Annotated in this window: 18 protein-coding genes; 13 read left to right on the top strand and 5 right to left on the bottom strand. The window is 71.0% G+C overall.

Annotation, left to right across the window (positions count from 1 at the left end):
- Position 1 precedes the first annotated feature (1 nt).
- The 3 genes from ACFWCK_RS15630 to ACFWCK_RS15620 form a co-directional block, all read right to left on the bottom strand.
- Positions 2-2,155 (bottom strand): adenylate/guanylate cyclase domain-containing protein, encoded by a 2,154-nt coding sequence (locus ACFWCK_RS15630; RefSeq protein WP_378806711.1) that lies wholly within the window; start codon positions 2,153-2,155, stop codon positions 2-4.
- A gap of 131 nt (positions 2,156-2,286) precedes the next feature.
- On the bottom strand, positions 2,287-3,249 hold the full coding sequence (locus tag ACFWCK_RS15625) for a helix-turn-helix domain-containing protein (RefSeq protein ID WP_378806710.1): 963 nt from the start codon (positions 3,247-3,249) through the stop codon (positions 2,287-2,289).
- A 92-nt stretch (positions 3,250-3,341) separates the two neighbouring features.
- Positions 3,342-4,631, bottom strand: coding sequence for an acyltransferase (locus ACFWCK_RS15620; protein ID WP_378806709.1), 1,290 nt, complete (start codon positions 4,629-4,631; stop codon positions 3,342-3,344).
- Positions 4,632-4,812: 181 nt separating this feature from the next.
- Here ACFWCK_RS15620 and ACFWCK_RS15615 point away from each other — a divergent pair, with 181 nt between their 5' ends.
- Entirely contained in the window at positions 4,813-5,187 is a 375-nt protein-coding gene (locus ACFWCK_RS15615; RefSeq protein WP_378806708.1) for a DUF4190 domain-containing protein, read from the top strand.
- Positions 5,188-5,217: 30 nt separating this feature from the next.
- Here the strand turns inward: ACFWCK_RS15615 and ACFWCK_RS15610 are convergent, their stop codons facing one another.
- Positions 5,218-5,889, bottom strand: coding sequence for a response regulator transcription factor (locus ACFWCK_RS15610; protein ID WP_233311742.1), 672 nt, complete (start codon positions 5,887-5,889; stop codon positions 5,218-5,220).
- Entirely contained in the window at positions 5,886-7,136 is a 1,251-nt protein-coding gene (locus ACFWCK_RS15605) for a sensor histidine kinase (RefSeq protein WP_378806707.1), read from the bottom strand. The genes ACFWCK_RS15610 and ACFWCK_RS15605 overlap by 4 nt, the downstream gene beginning before the upstream one ends.
- A 497-nt stretch (positions 7,137-7,633) precedes the next feature.
- Between ACFWCK_RS15605 and ACFWCK_RS15600 the strand changes: the two genes are divergently transcribed.
- The 12 genes from ACFWCK_RS15600 to ACFWCK_RS15545 all read left to right on the top strand — a co-directional run bounded on the left by ACFWCK_RS15600 (position 7,634) and on the right by ACFWCK_RS15545 (position 20,335).
- Entirely contained in the window at positions 7,634-8,599 is a 966-nt protein-coding gene (locus ACFWCK_RS15600) for an AAA family ATPase (protein ID WP_378806765.1), read from the top strand.
- A gap of 31 nt (positions 8,600-8,630) precedes the next feature.
- A complete protein-coding gene (locus tag ACFWCK_RS15595; RefSeq protein ID WP_378806706.1) occupies positions 8,631-9,566 on the top strand; it encodes a DUF58 domain-containing protein in 936 nt (311 codons plus the stop codon).
- Positions 9,550-10,041 (top strand): hypothetical protein, encoded by a 492-nt coding sequence (locus ACFWCK_RS15590; RefSeq protein ID WP_378806705.1) that lies wholly within the window; start codon positions 9,550-9,552, stop codon positions 10,039-10,041. Before ACFWCK_RS15595 ends, ACFWCK_RS15590 begins: the two co-directional genes overlap by 17 nt.
- On the top strand, positions 10,032-11,018 hold the full coding sequence (locus tag ACFWCK_RS15585; protein WP_378806704.1) for a VWA domain-containing protein: 987 nt from the start codon (positions 10,032-10,034) through the stop codon (positions 11,016-11,018). The genes ACFWCK_RS15590 and ACFWCK_RS15585 overlap by 10 nt, the downstream gene beginning before the upstream one ends.
- Entirely contained in the window at positions 11,015-12,088 is a 1,074-nt protein-coding gene (locus tag ACFWCK_RS15580) for a VWA domain-containing protein (protein ID WP_378806703.1), read from the top strand. Before ACFWCK_RS15585 ends, ACFWCK_RS15580 begins: the two co-directional genes overlap by 4 nt.
- Positions 12,085-12,912 carry a hypothetical protein gene (locus tag ACFWCK_RS15575; protein ID WP_378806702.1) on the top strand — a complete coding sequence of 276 codons (828 nt, stop codon included), beginning with the start codon at positions 12,085-12,087 and terminating at the stop codon, positions 12,910-12,912. Before ACFWCK_RS15580 ends, ACFWCK_RS15575 begins: the two co-directional genes overlap by 4 nt.
- Positions 12,906-14,114: a hypothetical protein gene (locus ACFWCK_RS15570; protein ID WP_378806701.1), complete on the top strand. Its 1,209-nt coding sequence runs from the start codon at positions 12,906-12,908 to the stop codon at positions 14,112-14,114. Before ACFWCK_RS15575 ends, ACFWCK_RS15570 begins: the two co-directional genes overlap by 7 nt.
- Before the next feature lie 67 nt (positions 14,115-14,181).
- A complete protein-coding gene (locus ACFWCK_RS15565) occupies positions 14,182-14,976 on the top strand; it encodes a Pr6Pr family membrane protein (protein WP_378806700.1) in 795 nt (264 codons plus the stop codon).
- Between the two features lie 121 nt (positions 14,977-15,097).
- Positions 15,098-16,546 carry an argininosuccinate synthase gene (argG, locus tag ACFWCK_RS15560; RefSeq protein ID WP_233310759.1) on the top strand — a complete coding sequence of 483 codons (1,449 nt, stop codon included), beginning with the start codon at positions 15,098-15,100 and terminating at the stop codon, positions 16,544-16,546.
- Between the two features lie 269 nt (positions 16,547-16,815).
- A complete protein-coding gene (locus ACFWCK_RS15555) occupies positions 16,816-17,484 on the top strand; it encodes a TetR/AcrR family transcriptional regulator (RefSeq protein WP_378806699.1) in 669 nt (222 codons plus the stop codon).
- A complete protein-coding gene (locus tag ACFWCK_RS15550; protein WP_378806698.1) occupies positions 17,481-18,443 on the top strand; it encodes a hypothetical protein in 963 nt (320 codons plus the stop codon). The genes ACFWCK_RS15555 and ACFWCK_RS15550 overlap by 4 nt, the downstream gene beginning before the upstream one ends.
- Positions 18,440-20,335, top strand: coding sequence for a YhgE/Pip family protein (locus ACFWCK_RS15545; protein WP_378806697.1), 1,896 nt, complete (start codon positions 18,440-18,442; stop codon positions 20,333-20,335). The genes ACFWCK_RS15550 and ACFWCK_RS15545 overlap by 4 nt, the downstream gene beginning before the upstream one ends.
- The last annotated feature ends 216 nt before the right edge of the window (positions 20,336-20,551 follow it).

Genomic DNA, 20,551 nt, shown 5'->3' with positions numbered 1-20,551 from the left:
GTCAGGCGACCTTCCACACGGTCTCGGCCTTGCCCCGCACCTCGACCGTGCCGGCCTCGGTGTAGTCGATCATCTCGGAGGTGCGCTCGTGCACGCGCTGACTGACATAGATCCCGGGGTCGCCGGAGACCGAGCGGACGCGGTAGGCGAGATTCACCGCGTCACCCCACAGGTCGTAGGCGAGCGAGGTGCGCGCGACCAGACCGCTCGTCACCGACCCGGTGTCGACGCCCGCGCGCAGCCCGATCGAGGTGCCGTACTGCGCGTTGAAGCGGTCGAGCACGTCCCGCAGACTGGTCGCGAACTCGACCGCGCGACGCACGTTGTCCACGCGCGGCACGATCAGTCCCGACGAGGCGAGGTAGCCGCCGTGCAGCGTGCGCACCTTCTCGACGCCGGCCTTCTCCGCGGCCTCGTCGAACCCCCGCATGAGCGCGTTGAGCTGCGCGATCTCGTCCTCGGCGGCGATTCCGCGGCCGTACTCGTCGAAGCCGATGAGCTCGGCGAACACCACGGAGACGTCGTCGTGCGCCTCGGTGATCGCCTCGTCGCCCTGCTTGTAGCGCTCGGCGACGCTCTGCGGCATGAGCGTGTGCAGGAGCTTCTCGTTCTCGGTGCGCTGATCGTCGATGAGCTCCTGCTTGATGCGCAGGCTCGAAGCCATGTCGTTGAACGCGCTGCCGAGGTCGCCGAACTCGTCACGAGACCCGGTCGGCACCTGCACATCCAGATCGCCCTCCGCGACCCGGTGCACGGCTCCGACCAGCCGATTGATGGGGCGCGTGAACACCTGGGCCAGCAGCAGGGAGAGCAGCGCGACGGCCAGCATGATCCCGAGCAAGGAGATGAGCACGATCCGGGTGAAGTCGTCCACCGGCGCGAACGCCTCGGAGGAGTCGATGCGTGCGATGACGCTCCAGTCCAGGTCGTCGACCTTGAGCGGACCGTAGCTGACGACGCTCGACCCGCTGATGTAGTCGGATCCCTCCAGCGTGCCGCTCTTGCCGCTCTGCGCCCGCGTGAGCGCATCGCCGGTGATGGGCTGGATGAGCACCGTGCCCTTCACCTCGGTCGCCCGCTTCGCGACGGACGGCGACGTGCCGTGGTCGATCACGCGCTGCGCGTACTGCTTCGGATGCTCGACCACCTCGCGCGACGTGCTGCGCATCAGGCCGTCACGGCCCACCAGGTACACCTCGCCGGTGCTGCCCAGACCCTGGCCCTTCCAGCCGTTCTGCCCGGTCATGACGTCGTTCACGAAGCTCAGCGGCAGCTGCAGCGCGAGCACACCGGTGATCGCGGTGTCGTTGCCGATCGGCGAGACGATCCACATCGACGGGGTGCCCAGTGACGGCGTCCATCGCTCGAAGTCGGTCAGCACCACGGCGTCGACCGAGTTCGTCGCGACGGCCTCGCGGTAGGCGTCCGCCAGCTTCGAGTCGCGGAACGGACCGGTCTCGAGGTTCGTGCCGAGCTCGGGCCCCTTGTACGCCGTGTAGACGACATCGCCCGAGAGGTTGAGCAGCAGCGCATCCTCGTAGTGCGCCTGGTTGATGAGGCGCGAGAAGTAGTCCCCGTAACGCCCCGCGGCCGCCGAATACGCGGATCCGTCTCCCGCGTCGTCGTTCATCAGATTCGCCTCGTATCCGGCATCGTCGAGCGTCGTGTTGCGGGCCGTGTAGTGCGCCTGCAGCCATTGCCCGGGTGCGGAATCGGGGATGAACGCGCGCGCCCCGTAGGCGTCGCCGGTGCGCTTCTCCAGCAGCGGCACGAAGGTGTCGGCGTAGTAGCTGCTCAGCGTCGCCGACTGAGCGTCGTCCAGCACGCTGCCCCGCAGCTGCTCGAAGCCGTCGTTGAGCGCCTTCGACATGTTCTGCGCGCTGAGGTTGCGCGAGTTCAGCGAGGCGGTGCGCTTGACGTCGTCGAGCGCGACCTGCATCTCATGCGTGCGCATCTCGCGGATGGTGGTGAGCTGATCGATCGAGCTCGCATGCAGCGAACTGCGCCCGTTGAGGAAGCCGACGGCCCCGATGATGAGGGCGGACACCAGGCTCACTCCGAGCAGCATGATCAGCAGCTTCGACTGGATGCTGAGGCCGGGCCTGGGGCGCCGACTCCTCGGTGCGCGCTCCGCGCGTGATCCTTCGTTGTCCATCCGTCCCCCTCTTGAGCACGAATCCCTCGACCAGGACTCCGGTGGCCACGCTGTGGCACTCGAACCGTACCGATATAACGGTCTGCCCGGGAAGGGGCCCCTCACGGCTCCTGCGTGAAACGTCGGATCGCTCAGACCGCGGATCCGCGGTGCTGCGCCCGGTACTCGGAGGGCGTCACGCCGTGTGCGCGGCGGAAGGCCCGCGAGAACTGATCATCGCCGCCGAAACCGCTCAGCCGTGCGATCGCCGCGATGGTCAGGTTCCGGGTGCGGGACCCGGCGAGCAGGGTCCCGGCAAGACGGATCCGGGTCTCGCGCAGCAGCGCCCCCGCACTCAGATCCTCGCCGTGGAAGAGCGCGTGCAGGTATCGCGGACTCACCCGCAGGTCTTCGGCGAGCGCAGCGACATCGAAGGAGGGATCCGCGAATCGGTCGGCGATCACCGCCTTCGCCCGCTCCCGGTACATGGCCTTCGCGTCGTACCCCGCCGGCACGCGATCGGCGGCCTCATGCAGCGCTGCAAGAGCGAACTCACGCAGCGCGTGGCCCACATGCGTGGCCGAGGAGGCCGGCACCGGGTTCGCACCGTTGGTCACCGCGCGCAGGACCTGGTGCAGCGCCATCGCCGACGGCGTGCTCTCCCAGGTCAGGCCCGCCCAGGCCTCCGGCGCGTAGCCGTGGGCGAGCATCAGGCGCAGCGGCAGATACAGCTGGACGGACTCCGCCTCGTCGTCGATCCTGGTCCGGAACGGAATGCTTCCCACGAGCAGGCTGACCGCGCCTGGTCCGATCGCGCTCTGCCGGCCGGACTGTTCGATGCGCATGCGGCCGGACAGCACGAAGCCGATCTGCGCGTACCCCGAGTACGGATCATCGAGGCCCTCGGGGGTGCGCTCGGCGTGAAGGTGGCGGGAGCGGATCCGCGTCGCGAACATCTCGCCGAAAGTCGTCGTCGCGACGAGCGTGCGATGGCGGTGCGGACTCGGGCTCGACATGCGCGAGGAGACCGAGAGCCTCGCGAGCCCCTCCGGCCCGGAGAACAGCGCGCCGCCCTCGAAGGGGCCGCGCCGCTCCCGCATCGCGTGGTCCACCATCGCCGCACCGCCCTCCGTCGTCGCCCGCCCCTGCCGGAAGCGTAGCGTCAGCCGGATCCGACATTTCGTGCACGTGCGAGCGCGTGCCGCCCTCAGCGGCGTACGGCGCGCGCGAGCCGCAGGGCGACGGTCACCAGCACCGCACCCAGGACCCATCCCGACGGCGAGGATCCGGCCACGAGGATCGTGACGACACCGGCCGTGCCCAGCAGCGCGGAGGTCGTCGCACGCCCGGTGCCGACCGGGATCGTCGGGGTCTCGCGGGCGGCCTCGCGGCGGCCCGCGCGCGCGACGACGAGGGCGACGGCGACCAGCACCGCCGCGAACCACAACGGCCGGCTCGCCCACCACCCGGCGCTGAGCGGCACGGGCAGGGTGAGCGGCGAGAGCAGCAGCGCTCCGGCGAGCGCGACCACGACCAGCATGTGCCAGGAGTAGATCGTCATCGCCCGGGCGTTGATCCACCCCACCGCGGCCGCCGCGCGCGGGCCCGCGGCCCAGGCGCGAAGCCGCGGACGCAGGGCGAGGAACAGAGCGGTCTGCGCGACGCCGACCAGGACGAGGATCGCCATCGGCGGGTTGAGCGCCGTGATGAGGTCGGCCGGAGCGGCGCCGGTGAGGATCAGGACGCCCGCCACGATGACGGCCGAGGCGGCGATGGCCGACAGCGGCGCCCGGCGGATCCGGTCAAAGGATCCGTCCGCGACCGCGAAGCCGAGCTGCTGCAGCAGCAGCCAGACGAAGACCATGTTCAGGAGTCCGATCGCGGTGACGCCGGTCGCGCCGCGCACGATGTCGACCGCGACGACGCCGGCGGCGAGCGCGGCCACCGTGAGGATCCGGTGCCGCTCGTGGAGTCGCACCATGACCGGCACGAGCGCGGAGCAGCCGAGGTAGACGCCCAGGAACCACAGCGGCTGACTGATCCGGAATCCGGCCGTGGCGACGATGTCCGCCGGCACCCCGGCGACCACCAGACCGGCCAGCACCACCGCGGTGGCGAGGATCGCGCCGGATGCGGGGAGCAGCAGCCGGCGCATGCGCCCCGCCACGTAGTCGCCGGCGGTCGCGCCCTTCGCCCGCTGCCGCGTCCACTGCGTGTAGGACGCGAAGCCGCCCAGCACGAAGAACAGCGGCATGATCTGCAGGATCCAGGTGAGAGGTGCGAACCCGTCCCAGCCCTCCATCGCGTTGCGCAGGATCGGGGATCCGTCGGACGCGACGCTCACCCCGACCATGAGCGAGTGCAGCAGCACCACGACGCCCAGCAGGATCGCCCTCACCCCGTCCACGGCAGTGTCGCGCGCGGCCTTCGAACCGGGGACGACGGTGGGTGCCGGGCCGGCGAGTGCCGGGGCGAGGACGGGAGTGAGGAGTGCCATTCCCCTACCGTCGGGCCCAGGTCACGCCCTCCGCGTCCCGCTGCGGAGCCGGATCCACCCCCTACTGCGGTATCACTCACGGCGATCGGTGTCGCAGGTTCGCGACGACGGGCGCGAGCTCGGCACGACTGCGCTAGGAAGGAGTGGGGGCGCGTCGCGTCACCGGACCAGGGGGAAGCTCATGACCTATCCGCAGGACCCGCAGCCCGGGCCGCATCAGCCCGCGCCGCCGTATCCGATGGTGCAGCATCCGGCCGGCGGCCAGCCGTACTACCCGATGCCCGCCTACCTCGTGGCGCCGGAGCCCAAGGGGATGAGCATCGCGTCCATGGTGCTCGCGCTCGTCTCGATCGTGTTCGGCTTCACGTTCCTCGTCCCGATCGCGGCGCTGATCCTGGGTATCGCGGGCCTGCGCAAGGAGCCGGCGGGACGCGGCATGGCCGTGGCCGGAGTGATCATCTCGAGCTTCATCCTGCTCGTGTGGGCGCTGATCCTGATCATCTTCCTCGTCGTCGGACTCTCCGTGTTCGGGGTCGCGGTCTCGACGGCGGGCTGAGCCGGTCCCGGTCGACCGGCCGAGCCGGTCTCAGCCGGAGGGCGCCACCAGGCCGGCGTCGTAGGCGAGGATCACGGCCTGCACGCGGTCGCGCAACCCGAGCTTGGAGAAGATCCGGCTCACATGCGTCTTGACCGTCTGCTCGGCGAGGAAGAGGTCGGCCGCGATCTCGCGGTTCGACAGCCCGCGCCCCACAAGCACGAGGATCTCGTGCTCGCGCTCGGTGAGCCCCTTCAGGCGCAGCTCGGCCGTGTTCGAACGCGGACGGTTCTCGGCGAACCTCTCGAGCAGCCGCCGGGTGATGCGCGGCGCGAGCAGGGCGTCGCCCGCCGCCACCACGCGCACCGCCTGCACGAGCTCCTCGGGCAGGGCGTCCTTGAGCAGGAATCCGCTCGCCCCCGCGTGCAGGGCGTCGTGCACGTACTCGTCGGCGTCGAAGGTGGTGAGCACCAGGACGGCGGGCGGGGTGCGGCGGTCGCGCTCGGCGGCGGCGATGATCCTGCGGGTCGCCTCGATGCCGTCGAGGTTCGGCATCCGCACGTCCATGAGCACCACGTCGGGGTGCAGCCGGCGCGCCTCGTCGACGCCCTCGGCCCCGTCCGCGGCCTGCCCGACGACGTCGAGCCCGTCCTGCGCCTGCAGGATCGCGGCGAAACCCGCCCGGAGCATCGCCTGGTCATCCACGATCAACACCGTCGTCATGCCTGCTCCTCCCGCGGAATACGCACCTGCAGCACGTATCCGCCGTCGCCCGTGGCGGCGGCCGCCACGGTGCCGCCCATCGCCTCGACCCGCTCGCGCATTCCGCGCAGGCCATGCCCGCCGCCGTCCGAACGCGGTGCGGCCGCTCGTGTCGGCGCCGCGTTGCGGATCCTGATCCCGCGCTCCGTCGGCGTCTCGGTCCAGTCGATCTCCGTCGCCGCGCCGGGGGCGTGCCGGGCGACGTTGCTCAGCCCCTCCTGCACCACGCGGTAGGCGGTGAGCCCCAGCAGCGGGTTGCTCTGCTCCGCCGGCGCGAGCTGCCAGGATCCGGTCTCCGAGACGGGTGCGAGGTCGTTCGCCCGGGAGATGAGCACCGGGAGGTCGGCGAGCCCCGGCTGCGGCGCGTGGTCCACCTCGCCCTCCTCGTCGCGGAGCAGCCCGAGGATCACGCGCATCTCCTTCATCGCAGATCGCGCGGTGGCGGCGACCTCGTCGAACTCCGCCGCCGCCTCGTCCGGCAGATCCGGCATGCGGTACCGCGCACTGGCTGCACGCACCTGGATCGCGGACATGCCGTGCGCCACCACGTCGTGCAGCTCGCGGGCGATGCGCGCCTTGTCCTGCACGGCCTCCCGACGGGCGAGCTCCGCGGCGGTGGCCGCACGTTCCGCCCGCAGCTGGGCGCGCAGGAGCGACCAGTTTCGGATCGCCACTCCGACGAGCACGCCGCCGAGCGTGACCGCCGCGAACACGATGAGGTCGGCGATCACGAGTCCGTCGTCAGGCCTGGTGGGTGCATCCACGGCGACCATGACCGCGGACAGCACGCTGAAGGCCCACCCGGCGACCGGCAGCCACCAGCGCGCCCGCAGTGAGACGCCGATCCAGACCAGGGTGTACGCGACGATGGTCGACGCTGCGATCGGCCACGGCCGATCCGGCCCCGGCACGGCGAGGCCGGAGAGCGCATTGCCCGCGATCAGCGCGAACACCGTCGCCCAGACCGGTGCGAACAGCGCGAGCACGATGGCTCCGGCCTGCACGAGCGACAGGATCAGCGCCGCCGCGAGCGGAATCCGGTAGAGGGTGACGCCGAGCGAGGCGGAGACCGCCAGCTGCGCCAGCGCGCACACGATCGCGAAGGCCCAGATCGCGAGGTTCGCGCGTCCCGGCGCGACGCGCAGCGGCAGGATCCCCAGGCGACGCCGCCACGGATGCGCTGCAGCCTGCAGGCTCTCGACAGTCATGCCGCCCCCTTCCGCGGTCGCGTGCGGTCCGATCCACGCTACGACCTCCCGCGGCCCTTCGCGTCACCCCGCAGTATCGGATGGGGAGTCCTCCCCATCCGGTCCGCGTCGCATCGTCAGACTCGGCGGTTACGCTGGCAGGGCCGCGTGCGATCGGATCGCGCGCGCCAGAACCACAGGGGGATCCGCTCGTGAGCCAGAACAACGACGCCGCCGCGTTCGCCGCGCAGACGCCGCCTCCGCCGGCGGGCGCATCCGCTCCGCTTCCAGCGGGCATCGTCACTCCCCCGCCCGCGATCCCGCCGGCCCCGCCCATGCCGCCCGCACCGAGCATCCGGCGCGAACAGCCTGTCGCGCCCGCCCCGCAGCCCGCGACGACCACGCCCCCCGCGGCTGCCGCTGCGGCGGCTCCGCCGGCGGCTCCGGCCCCCGCGGCCGTCGCCCCCGCACCGGGTGCCACGACCGCAGACGCGAAGCCCGCCCCGACCGAGGCGGAGATGGCGCGCGCGCGCGAGATCCTCGACACCGTGTCGGACGCGTACTCCGCCCGCATGGTCGGGCAGGAGCGCCTGCGCACGAGCCTGCTGCTCGCGCTCATGGCCGGCGGCCACATCCTGCTCGAGTCGGTGCCCGGCCTCGCGAAGACCACCGCCGCGAGCACCCTCGCCGACACGGTCAAGGCCGACTTCAAGCGCATCCAGTGCACCCCCGATCTGCTGCCGAGCGACATCACCGGCACGCAGATCTACGACTCCGCGAGCGGCACCTTCCGCACCGTGCTCGGCCCCGTGCACGCCAACTTCGTGCTGCTCGACGAGATCAACCGGTCCAGCGCCAAGACGCAGTCGGCGATGCTCGAGGCGATGCAGGAGCGCCAGACGACGATCGGCGGGGAGATCCACCGGGTGCCGCGTCCGTTCCTCGTGATCGCGACGCAGAACCCGATCGAGCAGGAGGGCACCTACGAGCTGCCCGAGGCGCAGATGGATCGGTTCCTGCTCAAGGAGATCGTCGAGTATCCGAGCCCGGCCGACGAGCTCGAGGTGCTCGCCCGCATCGACTCCGGCGCCCTGGATCCGGACCGGCACGCGACCACGACGATCTCGCTCGCCGACGTCGAGCAGCTGCAGGACATCTCGTCGCGGGTGTACGTGGATCCGGCCATCCGCAACTACATCGTGTCGCTCGTCTACGTCACGCGCAATCCGGTGCCGTACATCGGCGAGACCCTCGGCGGCTACATCAAGTACGGATCCAGTCCGCGCGGATCCATCGCCTTCCTGCAGGCGTCGCGCGCGCTCGCCCTGCTCGCCGGGCGCTCGTACGTGATCCCCGAGGATGTGCGGAACCTGCGCCACCTGGTGCTCCGGCACCGGGTGCTGCTGACGTTCGAGGCGGAGGCCGAGAACGTGCGCAGCGAAGACGTCATCGACGCCGTGTTCGGCGCCGTGCCGACCCCCTGATCCGCCGAGAGGATCAGGGACAGAGGACACCATGGCCAGCCTGCTGACGCCGGTGAAGGGCAAGCTCTTCATCGATTCGACGCGCAAGTCGACGCACGCGCTCGACGGCGCGTACGCGTCGTTGTTGCGCGGGCACAGCCTCGATTTCGACGACCTGCGCGCCTACGAGTACGGCGACCAGATCCGCGACATCGACTGGAAGGCCACGGCGCGGCTCGGATCCCCCGTAGTGCGCCGATCGCTCGCGACCCGCATGCACACCGTCCTCTTCGCCGTCGACACGGGCCTCGCGATGACCGCGCTCGCCCACGACGAGAAGCCGAAGAAGGATCTGGCGATCCTGACGGTCGGCGTGCTGGGACTGCTCGCGTTGCGGCACGGCGACGATTTCTGCCTGGTCAGCGGTGATTCCTCGGGCGTCCGCCGTCGCGAGATCGGCCGCAGCGAGGCCGCGCTGGAGCACACCCTGCGCACGATCGACCACGCGGTCGACGCCGCCGCCGCGCCGAGCGACCGCGACGCGGTGCTGTCGTACATCGCGCGCACGATCGCGCGACGCATGATCGTCGTCGTGGTCACGGACGACGCCCCGGTCTCCGACGAGACCGAGCGGCTGCTGCGGCGGCTGCGGGTGCAGCACGACGTGCTTTGGATCACGCTGCGCGACGCGGAGCCGGTGCTGGACCCTTCGACGGGCTCGGGGACCGGAGCGCGTTCGACGGGCTCAGGAGCCGCCCCGCAGCGTGCGCGCCGCGATGTCGCGACGCGCTGGGCGATCCCCGAGTTCGTCCAGGGCGACGCCGAGCTCGCCGCCGAACTGCACGCCGCCGATGCCGCGGAGGCCGCGCGCACCGAGGCCCTGCTGCGCCGGCTGGAGATCACGCATGTGCCTCTGGCCGAACAGGACGAGGCGGTCGGCGCGCTGCTGCGGATGCTGGATGCGAGGTCGCATGTCCGGCACGGATGAGCTGTACCCGCCGGCCCAGTACGGCTGGGGCTGGATCCTGCTCGCGATCGGCGTCCTCGTGCTGATCGCCGGGATCGCCTGGCTCGTCGTCGTGCTGACCCGACCGCGCCGCGCGCTCGCCGTCGCGTCAGCGCCGACCCCGGTGCCGGCCTTCACCGCCGACGTCGCCACCGTGCTGCGGCAGGAGTACCTCGGCGCGATCGCGCAGATCGAGGCCGACTACCGCGAAGGACGCACCGACGCCCGCCGCGCCAACCTCGATTTCAGCCGCGTGGTGCGCGGCTTCGTGAACGAGTACAGCGGGATCGAGGCGCCCGTGCTGGCGCTCGACGACCTGGTGCGGATGGGCGTGCACCCCGCGCTCATCGATGCGATCGGGCGCAACTACTACCCCAGCATCTTCCGCCGCACCGCCCCGATCGACCCGCTCGTCGGCGCGGACGCCGCCCGGACGGTGGTGACCACGTGGTACTAGCCAACGTCTGGATCCTGCTCGCCGTCATCGGCGCCCTGCTCGTCGCCGTCGCGCTCGGCGTGCTCCTCGGGCTGCGCGGCCGCAGCACCGGATCCGCAGCACCCGGCGCCCCGATCGCGCGCGCTGAGCGGATCCGCTCCCTCCCGGCGTTCCAGCGGGCGGTGCGCCGACGCCAGGCGGCGCTCGCGGGCATCGTCGCGCTGGGCGTACTCGCCGTCGTGCTCGGCGGGGTGGTCGCCGCCCGCCCGATCGCCCAGAAGACGATCCAGCCGGTGTCCACGAACCGCGACATCATGCTGTGCCTGGACGTGTCCGGATCCATGACCGACGTCGACAAGGAGATCGTGTCGATCTTCGACAAGCTCGCCGACGGCTTCAAGGGCGAGCGCGTCGGGCTCACGATCTTCAACAGCTCCGCCGTGCAGGTCTTCCCCCTCACCGATGACTACCGGTTCATCCAGGAGCACCTGCGCAGCCTCATGAAGGGCCTCGACTACTCGACGGACGTCCCCGAGCAGTGGGTCGGCACGATGAACGGCGTCGGCGCCTCGCTCATCGGGGACGGCCTGGCCTCCTGCGCTCTCCGCTTCGACCACGCCGACGAGCAGCGCGCCCGCTCGATCATCCTCGCGACCGACAACGAGCTGAACGGATCCCCGATCGTCACCCTGCAGGAGGCCGCCGACTACGCGGCCTCGAAGAAGATCCGGATCTACACGATCAATCCGGTCGACGGCATCGACCAGCCCGACAGCAAGACGCTGGCCGACGCCGCAGCCACGACAGGCGGCAAGGCCTATGCGCTGCGGGAGACCACGACGGTCGGCGACATCATCAGCCAGGTGCAGAAGCAGGAGGCGACCCAGCTCAAGGGTCAGGCCACCGTGATCTGGACCGACGTGCCGCAGCTGTGGATCGCCGCGCTCATCGTGATCGCGCTCGGCTTCGTCGTGCTGCTCTGGAGGGTGCGCCTGTGATCCTCCAGCCCGTCCTGGCACCGCTCCTGGTGATCCTGCTCGTGCTTCCCGTGCTGGCCGCGACCGTGTGGATGCTCGTGCGTGCGCTGCGCCGTGCACCCGGTGGCGCCTCGACCGGCGCCGGTCCTGTGATCTGGGCACTGCGCGTGGTGCTCGTGCTCGCGTGCGGGGCGCTGCTGCTTCGGCCGGGCGTGCCCGGCGGGCACGTGCGCACCCTCGCCTCTGCGACCGACGTGGTGATCGCGATCGACACCACCGCGAGCATGGTCGCCGAGGACTGGGACGGCGTGAAGAACGGATCCGCAGGCAACGCCGACAGCACCCGCATGGCCGGCGTCCGCCAGGACGTGCAGCGTATCGCCGAGGCATACCCCGGGGCGCGATTCGCCCTCATCACCTTCGACGCGAACGCGGTGCTGCGCCTTCCGCTCACCACCGACACCGGCGCGCTCGTCTCGGCCGTCGAGGTGCTGCAGCCGGAGGTGACGCGGCAGTCGAAGGGCAGCTCGATCGGCATCGCGAACCAGCTGCTCACGCAGACCCTGCAGAACGCGCAGAAGGCATCGCCCGACCGCGCGCGGATGGTGTTCTACCTCGGTGACGGCGAGCAGACGGTCTCCACCGAGCCCGAACCGTTCGACAGCGCGAAGAAGCTGATCTCGGGGGGCGAGGTGCTCGGCTACGGCACCAGTCAGGGTGGCCCGATGCGCGAGACCACCGGCGCGTTCGGCGGCACCGCGTCGGGCTCCGGCGTCGGGCCGTACATCCAGTACCAGGGATCCGATGCGCTCAGCCGCATCGACGAGAAGAACCTGCAGCGGATCGCCTCCGAGCTCGGCGTGGGCTACGAGCACCGCACGGCCGACGCGAAGACCGTGCTCCCGCCCGCGCCGAAATCGACCACCGCCTACCGCGAGGACGACCCGCTCACGCAGCCCACCGATCTGAGCTGGATCGTGGCGCTGGTGGTCGCCGCACTCCTGTGCGCCGAGATCGCCCGCGCGACCATGCTGATCGTGCGCATGCGCGGCCTCTCGGCGCGGCCGACGCCGGGAGGTGAGAACGCATGACCGCGACCGCGACGCCGGTTCCCGAGCGCGTCCCACCGGTTCCTGAGCGCGCCGAAGACGAGACGAAGGACGCGCACGCCCTGCTCGCCGCGAACCGGCGTCGCCGCGTTGCGCGCCGCTGGATCGCCTGGGGCTCGCTGCCGCTGCTGCTCGTCGCCGCGCTCTTCGTGGGCAAGCTCGTGAGTCTGTACACGTTCGCGTACCAGTCGATCGTCACCTACGTCGCCGGCGACTACTCCGGGTCCGTGAGCGCCGCCGAGGGTCTGAACCCCGCGAACTGGTTCGAGCCTTACAAGGCCCCCTTCGATCAGGGCGTGGGCCTGGCCGAATCGGGAAAGCTCGCTGCCGGGCAGAAGAAGTTCGAGGAATCGCTGAAGCTCGCGCACGGCCTCGAGGTGTGCGCGGTGCGGTTCAACCTCGCCCTCGTGCTCGAGCGCGAGGGCGACGCGGCCGCCGACACCCAGGACCACGCCACGGCGCTCGAGTTCTACGCGCAGGCGCTGCAGGTCAACGCCGATCGACCCAAGGAGTGCGACAGCAAGCAGGCGCAGGAGCAGTCGCCGGATCCGCAGCGCGACCTGAGCCAGTCGAACAAGGATCAGAAGGACCGACTGCAGCAGAAGCAGCAGGACGAGCAGCAGAAGCAGCAGCAGTCCCCGGATCCGAAGCAGGATCCGCAGCAGCCGCCGCAGCCGCAGACACCCGACCCGAACAAGCTCGACGAACTGCAGAAGAAACTGCAGCAGGGCGAGCAGGACCGCCAGCAGAACCAGCAGGGCGGCACCGACGACGGCGGCAGCAGCGGGACGGACAAGCCATGGTAGAGCGCAGCGATCCGCCCCGGTACGTGTCCGATTCGGCCGGCGCCCCGCCCGTGCCGCCGCCCGGCGGCTACCGCGGTGCGCGGCGCGCGCTGCTGGGCACGGCGGTGCCCCTGGCCACGCCGGGCGTGCCGGCTCCGGCCGCTCCGGCCGCTCCGGCTCCCGCGACCGGGGTCGTTGAGCACGGACGCGTGGAGCGCACCCGAGACGAGACCCAGCGCCCTCTCGAAGGGAGCGTTTCGTCGCGCGCCGCCTCCGGCGGTGCGCGCTCGACGACCTCGAAAGCGCTGGGATGGATCGCACTGTGCGCCGCGATCGGCTTCGCCGTGATCATGCTGATCCTGCTCGCGATCGGCGTCGCCGACGCATTCTTCGGGGCGACCATGCTCGTGCTGCAGCTCGTGGTGCTGGGCCTCGCGATCGCCGCGCTGGCGACGAAGGCGGGTCGCGTGCTGGGCGCTGCCGCGCTCACGATCGCCCTGGTCCTGAACGTCGGCACGATGGGCGCCCTGAGCGCCGTCCGCGTCGCGGCGACCGGATCCTATGACGGGCACAAGACCGCCAAGCAGAAGCTCTGGGAGGCGTATCCCGGCATCAAGGACAAGGACCCGAGCACGTTCCTGAACCAGCAGTCCCTCGAGAAGCTGCAGGCACTGGCGGACGAGACCATGGCTGACGTGCGCGCCCGCCTGACGGCCGACTACGGCCTGCAGTGGGTGAAGTCGGCCGATGCCCAGGAGCGCCCTGAGCGCAACGGTTACGGCGGCGAGTCGATGCTGGTGCGCTTCACGTCGGACACCTGGGCGACGACGACCCCGGTGACCGGCTACGCCCACAAGCTCGAGGTCATGCAGACGATCGAGTCGGTGATCGCGCAGCACGGCTGGCGCGGCATGGTCGCGTTCAACGATCCGGGCAGCGGGGTGGATCCGGCGATGATCTCGAAGATGTACGGCGGAGCCACGCCCGAGACCCAGGTGAACTGGGAGTGGTTCAGCGACGACGAACCGGATCCGGGCTGGTTCTACGCCGACATCACCGATCTCGCGAACGACACGACGGGCGAGTACCGCGCGTCCCGCGAGCAGACCTCGCAGCGCACCGGCGAGCCCCTCGAGGGGCTGCAGCTCGCGATCGTGGGCCGCTACATGCTGAGCGAGAAGAAGGCCGGCGACTTCCAGAAGGCATTGACGAAGTACCCCTGACCGACGGGATCCGGCATCTTCGGCACCGCGCCCGGTCGGCGGCAGGACCTGGCGCTATCTTCGATGCATGCAGATCTCCGCGCCCGAGCGCTCCGCGACCCGCCGGGCCCGCTTCACGATCGACATGAGGACCTGGTCTGTGGTTCGCCTCGTCGGCGCACTCGCGATCCTCACCGCGGTCGCCACTCAGCTCACCATCACGATGCAGAACGCGCTGGGGTCGACGACGCCCTGGGGCTCGCACCTGCCGACCGTGGTGACGAACTTCCTCAGCTTCTTCACGATCGAGTCGAACGTGTCCTCCGCCGTGGCGCTCATCCTCGCCGCGATCTGGGGGCTGCGCGTCGCCGCCTCCTCGAGGGGCGCTTCGTCTCGGTCGGCTTCGCCGTCCTCGCTCAACGACACCGGTGCGGCGGTCGAGCCGCGCTGGCTGGCGATCCTGCTCGCCTGCACCTCGACGTACATGATCGTCACCGGCATCGTCTACAACACCCTGCTGCGCGGCATCGAACTGCCACAGGGCACCACCGTCGTCTGGGCGAACGAGATGATGCACGTCGTGGGGCCTCTGATCCTGCTCGCCGATGTGCTGCTCGCGCCGCGCCGGCGCTGCCTCGGCTGGGGCGCACTGGGCATCATCGCGGCCTTCCCGATCGTGTGGGCCGGATACACGCTCATCCGTGCGAACCTCATCATCGCGCCCGCGACCGGCGAGCACAGCTGGTACCCCTACCCGTTCCTGAACCCGGCGCTCGTGCCCGGCGGCTACCTCGGCGTGGCCGGATACATCGTGGGCATCGCCGTCGCGATCCTCGCCGTGGGCGCCGGCGTGATCTGGGTCTCCCGCAAACGCGGCAGCTGATCCGGATCCGATCGCCTCGCTCTGAGCGTCGACGTCCGGCCGATCCGATCGCCGGACAGCGCGCTCCGCGGCGTCGAAACGCCGCCGAATCGAGCGCAGACCCGCCGATAGACTGGATCCCATGTCCAAGGTCCTCCAGTCCCTGCCCGTCGGCGAGCGCGTCGGCATCGCCTTCTCGGGAGGGCTCGACACCTCCGTGGCCGTCGCGTGGATGCGCGACAAGGGTGCTGTGCCGTACACGTACACCGGTGACCTGGGCCAGCCCGACGAGGACGACATCGCGTCGATCCCGGGCCGCGCGCTCGAGTACGGCGCCGAGGACTCGCGCCTGATCGACTGCAAGACCGCGCTGGTCGAGGAGGGCTTCGTCGCCCTGGCCTGCGGAGCGTTCCACATCCGCTCCGGCGGCAAGACCTACTTCAACACGACGCCGATCGGCCGCGCCGTCACGGGCACGCTGCTCGTGCGCGCCATGAAGGAGGACGGCGTCGACATCTGGGGCGACGGCTCCACCTACAAGGGCAACGACATCGAGCGGTTCTACCGCTACGGCCTGCTGGCCAACCCGCGGCTGCGCATCTACAAGCCGTGGCTCGACGCCGACTTCGTCACCGAGCTCGGCGGACGCCAGGAGATGAGCGAGTGGCTCGTCGCACACGGCTTCCCCTACCGCGACTCCGCCGAGAAGGCCTACTCGACCGACGCCAACATCTGGGGCGCCACGCACGAGGCCAAGACGCTCGAGCACCTGGACGTGTCCCTCGAGACCGTCGACCCGATCATGGGTGTGAAGTACTGGGATCCCTCCGTCGCGATCGAGACCGAGGACGTCACGGTGACCTTCGCCGGCGGCCGCCCGGTCGCGCTCAACGGCGTCGAGTTCGCCGACCCGGTGGAGCTCGTGTTCGAGGCCAACCGCATCGGCGGCCGGCACGGCCTGGGCATGAGCGACCAGATCGAGAACCGCATCATCGAGGCGAAGTCGCGCGGCATCTACGAGGCCCCGGGCATGGCGCTCCTCTTCATCGCATACGAGCGCCTCGTCAACGGCATCCTCAACGAGGACACCCTCGCGACCTACCACGAGCAGGGCCGGCGCCTGGGCCGCCTCATGTACGAGGGCCGCTGGCTCGAGCCGCAGTCGCTCATGCTGCGCGAGTCGATCCAGCGCTGGGTCGGATCCACGATCTCGGGCACCGTGACGATCCGCCTGCGCCGCGGCGACGACTGGACGATCCTCGACACCGTCTCCCCCAACCTGTCCTACGGTCCGGAGAAGCTGTCCATGGAGCGCGTCGGCGACGCCGCGTTCGGTCCGGTGGACCGGATCGGCCAGCTCACGATGCGAAACCTCGACATCGCCGACTCGCGTGCGCGCCTCGAGCAGTACGCGGGCCTCGGACTCGTGGGCGGAGCGACGGGCGAGCTCGTCGGCCGCGTGACGGCGGGCGAGGCCTCTGAGATCGCGGCCGCGGTCGAGGGCACGACTCTCGCCGACACCGAGGAGGCCCTGGCCGACGCGGTGGACGCGGCGAGCGAGGGCGCGGCGTTCGACGCAGGCACGGACTGAGCCCGGGTCTTCGAGGGGGGCGGATGCTGCGGCATCCTCCCTCGTTCCGGGACTCGCCCCCGGCGCCCTGCGCCTGCGCCCTCGCCGCGCCCTGCGCCGGCGCCCTCGCTGCGCCCCGCGCGACGCCCGCACGATCCTGCGACGGATGCACGACCGGATTCGCCGATCCCTCGTGCATCCGTCGCGTCGTCGTGCAGACGTCGCGCCGGTGCACCACCGTTCATCGCTAACTTGCACATCGATGTGCAGGTTAGTAGTACACTGGTCCGGTGACAGACACCACCGCACCCCGCCGTCAGCGCAGGGACGCCGCCGAGAACCGGGCCGGCATCCTCGCCGCCGCCTCGCAGACCCTCGCCGCGGATCCGCACGCGTCCGTCGACCAGATCGCCCGCGCCGCCGGCCTCAGCCGCCGCGCGCTGTACGGCCACTTCGACGACCGCACCGCGCTGGTGCACGCGCTGATCTCCGCGGGCGCAGCGCGCTTCAACGCCGTCGCACAGCGGGTCGACGACACTGACAGCCGGATCGCCCTGGCCCGCCTCACCGCCGACCTGTGGCGCGAGGCCGCGCATGTGCAGGTGGCCGCGGCGATCGCGCTCAACGAGGCGCACGTGGAGGAGACCGCCGCCGCCCTCGCACCCCTGAGGCGCGTGCTCGCCGCGCTCGTGCGTCGCGGCCAGGAGGACGGCGAGCTGCGCCAGGACATGGCCGCCCCCACGCTCGCGCGCCTCATCGAGGAGAGCGCCCGCACCGTCGTCACCCGCACCGACGCCTCCTCCCCCGTCGCCGGAGACATCGCGGTGCGCGCCGTGCTCAGCATCGCGGGCCTCGGCTGGCGCGAGATCGACGCGCTGCTCATCGCGCACCCCGACCTCTCGTGGACCGGTGCGCCGGATACGCTTGCCACGATTCCCGCCGAGGAGGGCCGCGCATGAGGATCGCCGTGCATGACGTCAGCAAGGGTAAGAAGGGCCATGCGCTGCCCACCACCTCGCTCGAGATCGAGACGGGCCACGCCCGGTTCGTGCTCGCCGAGACCGAGCTGCGCCCCACGGTGCTGGGGCTCATCGCCACCGGCCGGATGCGTCCCGACACGGGCGAGGTCACCATCGACGGCACCCGGAACGACCGCGACCTGCGCCGCCGCATGGCGCTCGTCGACGCCCCCGAGGTCAGCGACCCGCACCCCGGGGTGACGCTCGCCGCGGTCGTGGGCGAAGAACTCATGTTCGCGGGACTCCCCGCCACCCCGCTGCACGCCCGGCGCTGGCTCGAGCAGATCGGCTTCGCCGAGCTCGCCGCGCAGCCGATCGGCACGATCAAGCCCTCTGTGCGCGTGCGCGTCATGGCCGAGCTCGCCGTGCTGCGCGACGACGTGGAGGGGTTCGTCCTGGTCTCCCCCGACCGTCACGGCGGACGGCCCGAGGGCTGGTGGCGCATCGCCACGGAGTTCGCCGAGCGCGGCTTCGCCGTGCTCGTGATCGTCGGCGGATCCGCGGCCGCCGTCATCGAACGCCTCCCCGAGGCGCTCGAGACCGACTATCCGTCCAACGCCACGGTCCCCGTCCGGCCGCTCGCAGACGTGACCGGATCCACGACCGTGAGGGACGCGGATCCGGTCACGCCAATGGACGATCCCGCGGACGCCCCTGGGGACGTCGAGCGAGCACCGGCGCAGCCGGAGCGAGACGAAACGCCGCTGCCCGCGGGAGACCCCGTTTCGTCTCGATCGGCTTCGCCGTCCTCGCTCCACGACCCCGTTGTGGACGATCCGGCCGCCCCGGAGGCAGCCGACCCCGGGGAGGACCAGACGGCCCCCGTGCCGGATCCCGCCCCGGTCGCCAACCCCACTGACACCGACCCCACCGACACCGCGAACGGAGCCGAGCGATGAAGATCCCCGCGATGATCGGCGCCGAACTGCGCCGGCTGACCGCGAGCCCGATGGCCGTGATCGCCCTGATCGCCCTGATGGCCGTGCCGATCCTCTACGGCGGCCTGTACCTGTGGGCCAACCAGGATCCGTACGGCAAGTTCAGCGAGGTGCCTGTCGGCCTCGTCGTCGAGGATGCCGGATCGACCTCGAACGGCACCACCACGAACTACGGCGAGAAGGTCGCCGACAACCTCGTCGAGGGCAAGGCCTTCGACTGGCAGCGCATGAGCGCCCCCGCCGCGCGCGCCGCGCTCAAGAACGGCGACGTCGACTTCACGGTGACGATCCCGAAGACGTTCTCCGAGGCGCTGCTGTCCGCGTCCGGCACGAGTCCGCATCAGGCGCGGATCGAGCTCGAGACCAACGACGCCAACAACTACCTCGCCTCGTCGATCGGATCCGGCGCGGTCGAGAAGATCCGCCGGTCGGTGGCCGAGATGGTCGGCCAGGAGGCCGCGGACAAACTGCTCACGGGGCTCAGCGACGTGCGCGACAAACTCGGCGAAGCCGCCGACGGCGCCTCGCAGCTGCACGACGGTGCGAACACGGCGCTCTCCGGCAGCGGACAGCTCGCCGACGGCACCGCGCAGCTCGCTGACGGTGCGTCACAGCTCGCCGGCGGCACGCGGCAGATCGCGGACGGCTCGCAGCAGCTGGCCGACGGCGCGGCGACCCTCGCGAACGGCGCACAGCAGGTGAGCGACGGGAACCAGCAGATCGCACAGTACGCGAACGAGGCCGGATCGCTCGTTCAGCAGGCGACCGACGCCCTGCCTCAGGTGCGCAGCGACATCGCCAGCGCTCTCGCGGACCGCGGGCTCTCACAGGCAGAGATCGACGCGGTGCTCGCGAAGCTGGATCCGCTCGGCGACGATCTGCGCAACGGCAATGACAGGGTGCAGGGCGCGGTCGGCAAGATCGACCAGCTCGCCGACGGCAGCGCCCAGGTCGCGTCCGGCAGCGCCACGCTCGCCGACAAGTCGCAGCAGCTCGCGAACGGCGCCCAGACCGCAGCCTCGGGCGCGGCGACGCTAAGCACGGGCGCGGCCAGCGCCCGCGACGGCGCCAAGGCCCTGCACGACGGCCTCGGCACCCTCGCCACCGGCATCGGCACGCTGCATGACGGCCTCGTGGCCGGCGTCGACGCGATCCCCGCCTCCACGCCCGACCTTCGCGAGCAGCAGGCGAAGACCATCGCGAACCCCGTCGACGTGTCCAGCGACAAGGTCGCCGCCGCGAAGGACTACGGTCAGGGTCTCGCGCCGTTCTTCGCCGCGCTGGCTGGCTGGATCGGCATCTACGCCCTGTTCCTCATCATCAAGCCGATCTCGCGGCGCGCGGTGACGGCGCTGCACTCGCCCATCCGGATCACCCTCGCCGGCTGGCTCACCCCCGCGGCCTTCGGCGCCGTGCAGATGGTGGGCCTGCTCGGCGTGCTCGCCTGGGCGCTCGGGTTCACGTTCCAGAACGGGTGGGGCGCGCTCGGGATCATGGTGCTCGCCTCGGCCACCTATGCGGCGATCATCCTCGCATTGAACGTCTGGCTGGGATCCGTGGGGCAGTTCGTGGGCCTCGTGCTCATGGTGCTGCAGCTCGTGACCGCGGGCGGCACGTTCCCGTGGCAGACGCTGCCCGCGCCGCTCGCCGCGCTGCACCATGTGCTGCCGATGGGATACGTGGTGGATGCGATGCGCCAGTTGATGTACGGCGGGCAAGTCGGGAGGGCGATGACGGATCTGGCGGTGCTGGGGATCTGGCTGGTCGGATCCCTGCTGCTGGCCATGATCGGTGTGACCCGGATGACGCACAAACGCACGCTGCGCGACCTGCAGCCCAGCCTGATCGGCTGAGCGGCGGACCGGGCCGCCCGGATCCCGCCCTCGACAGGCCGCCATCCGGGGCTCGGATCCCGAGCCCCGGATCCCGGCGGTGGGATCCGCGAAACCGAACTCTCGTCCCGAGACCGCGCAACTTATCGTGGGTCTCGGGACGCAGGTTCGGTCTCGCGGTCATCGTGGCGCAAGGGCGTCGGCCAGGACCGGACGGCGATCGCCCCGCGCTAGGAT

This window comes from Microbacterium sp. NPDC060117 (assembly GCF_042729315.1).
In the GTDB taxonomy this organism is placed as follows: Bacteria; Actinomycetota; Actinomycetes; order Actinomycetales; family Microbacteriaceae; genus Microbacterium.
The sequence above is the reverse complement of the archived record's forward strand: the minus strand, read 5'-3'. Positions and strand labels throughout refer to the sequence as shown.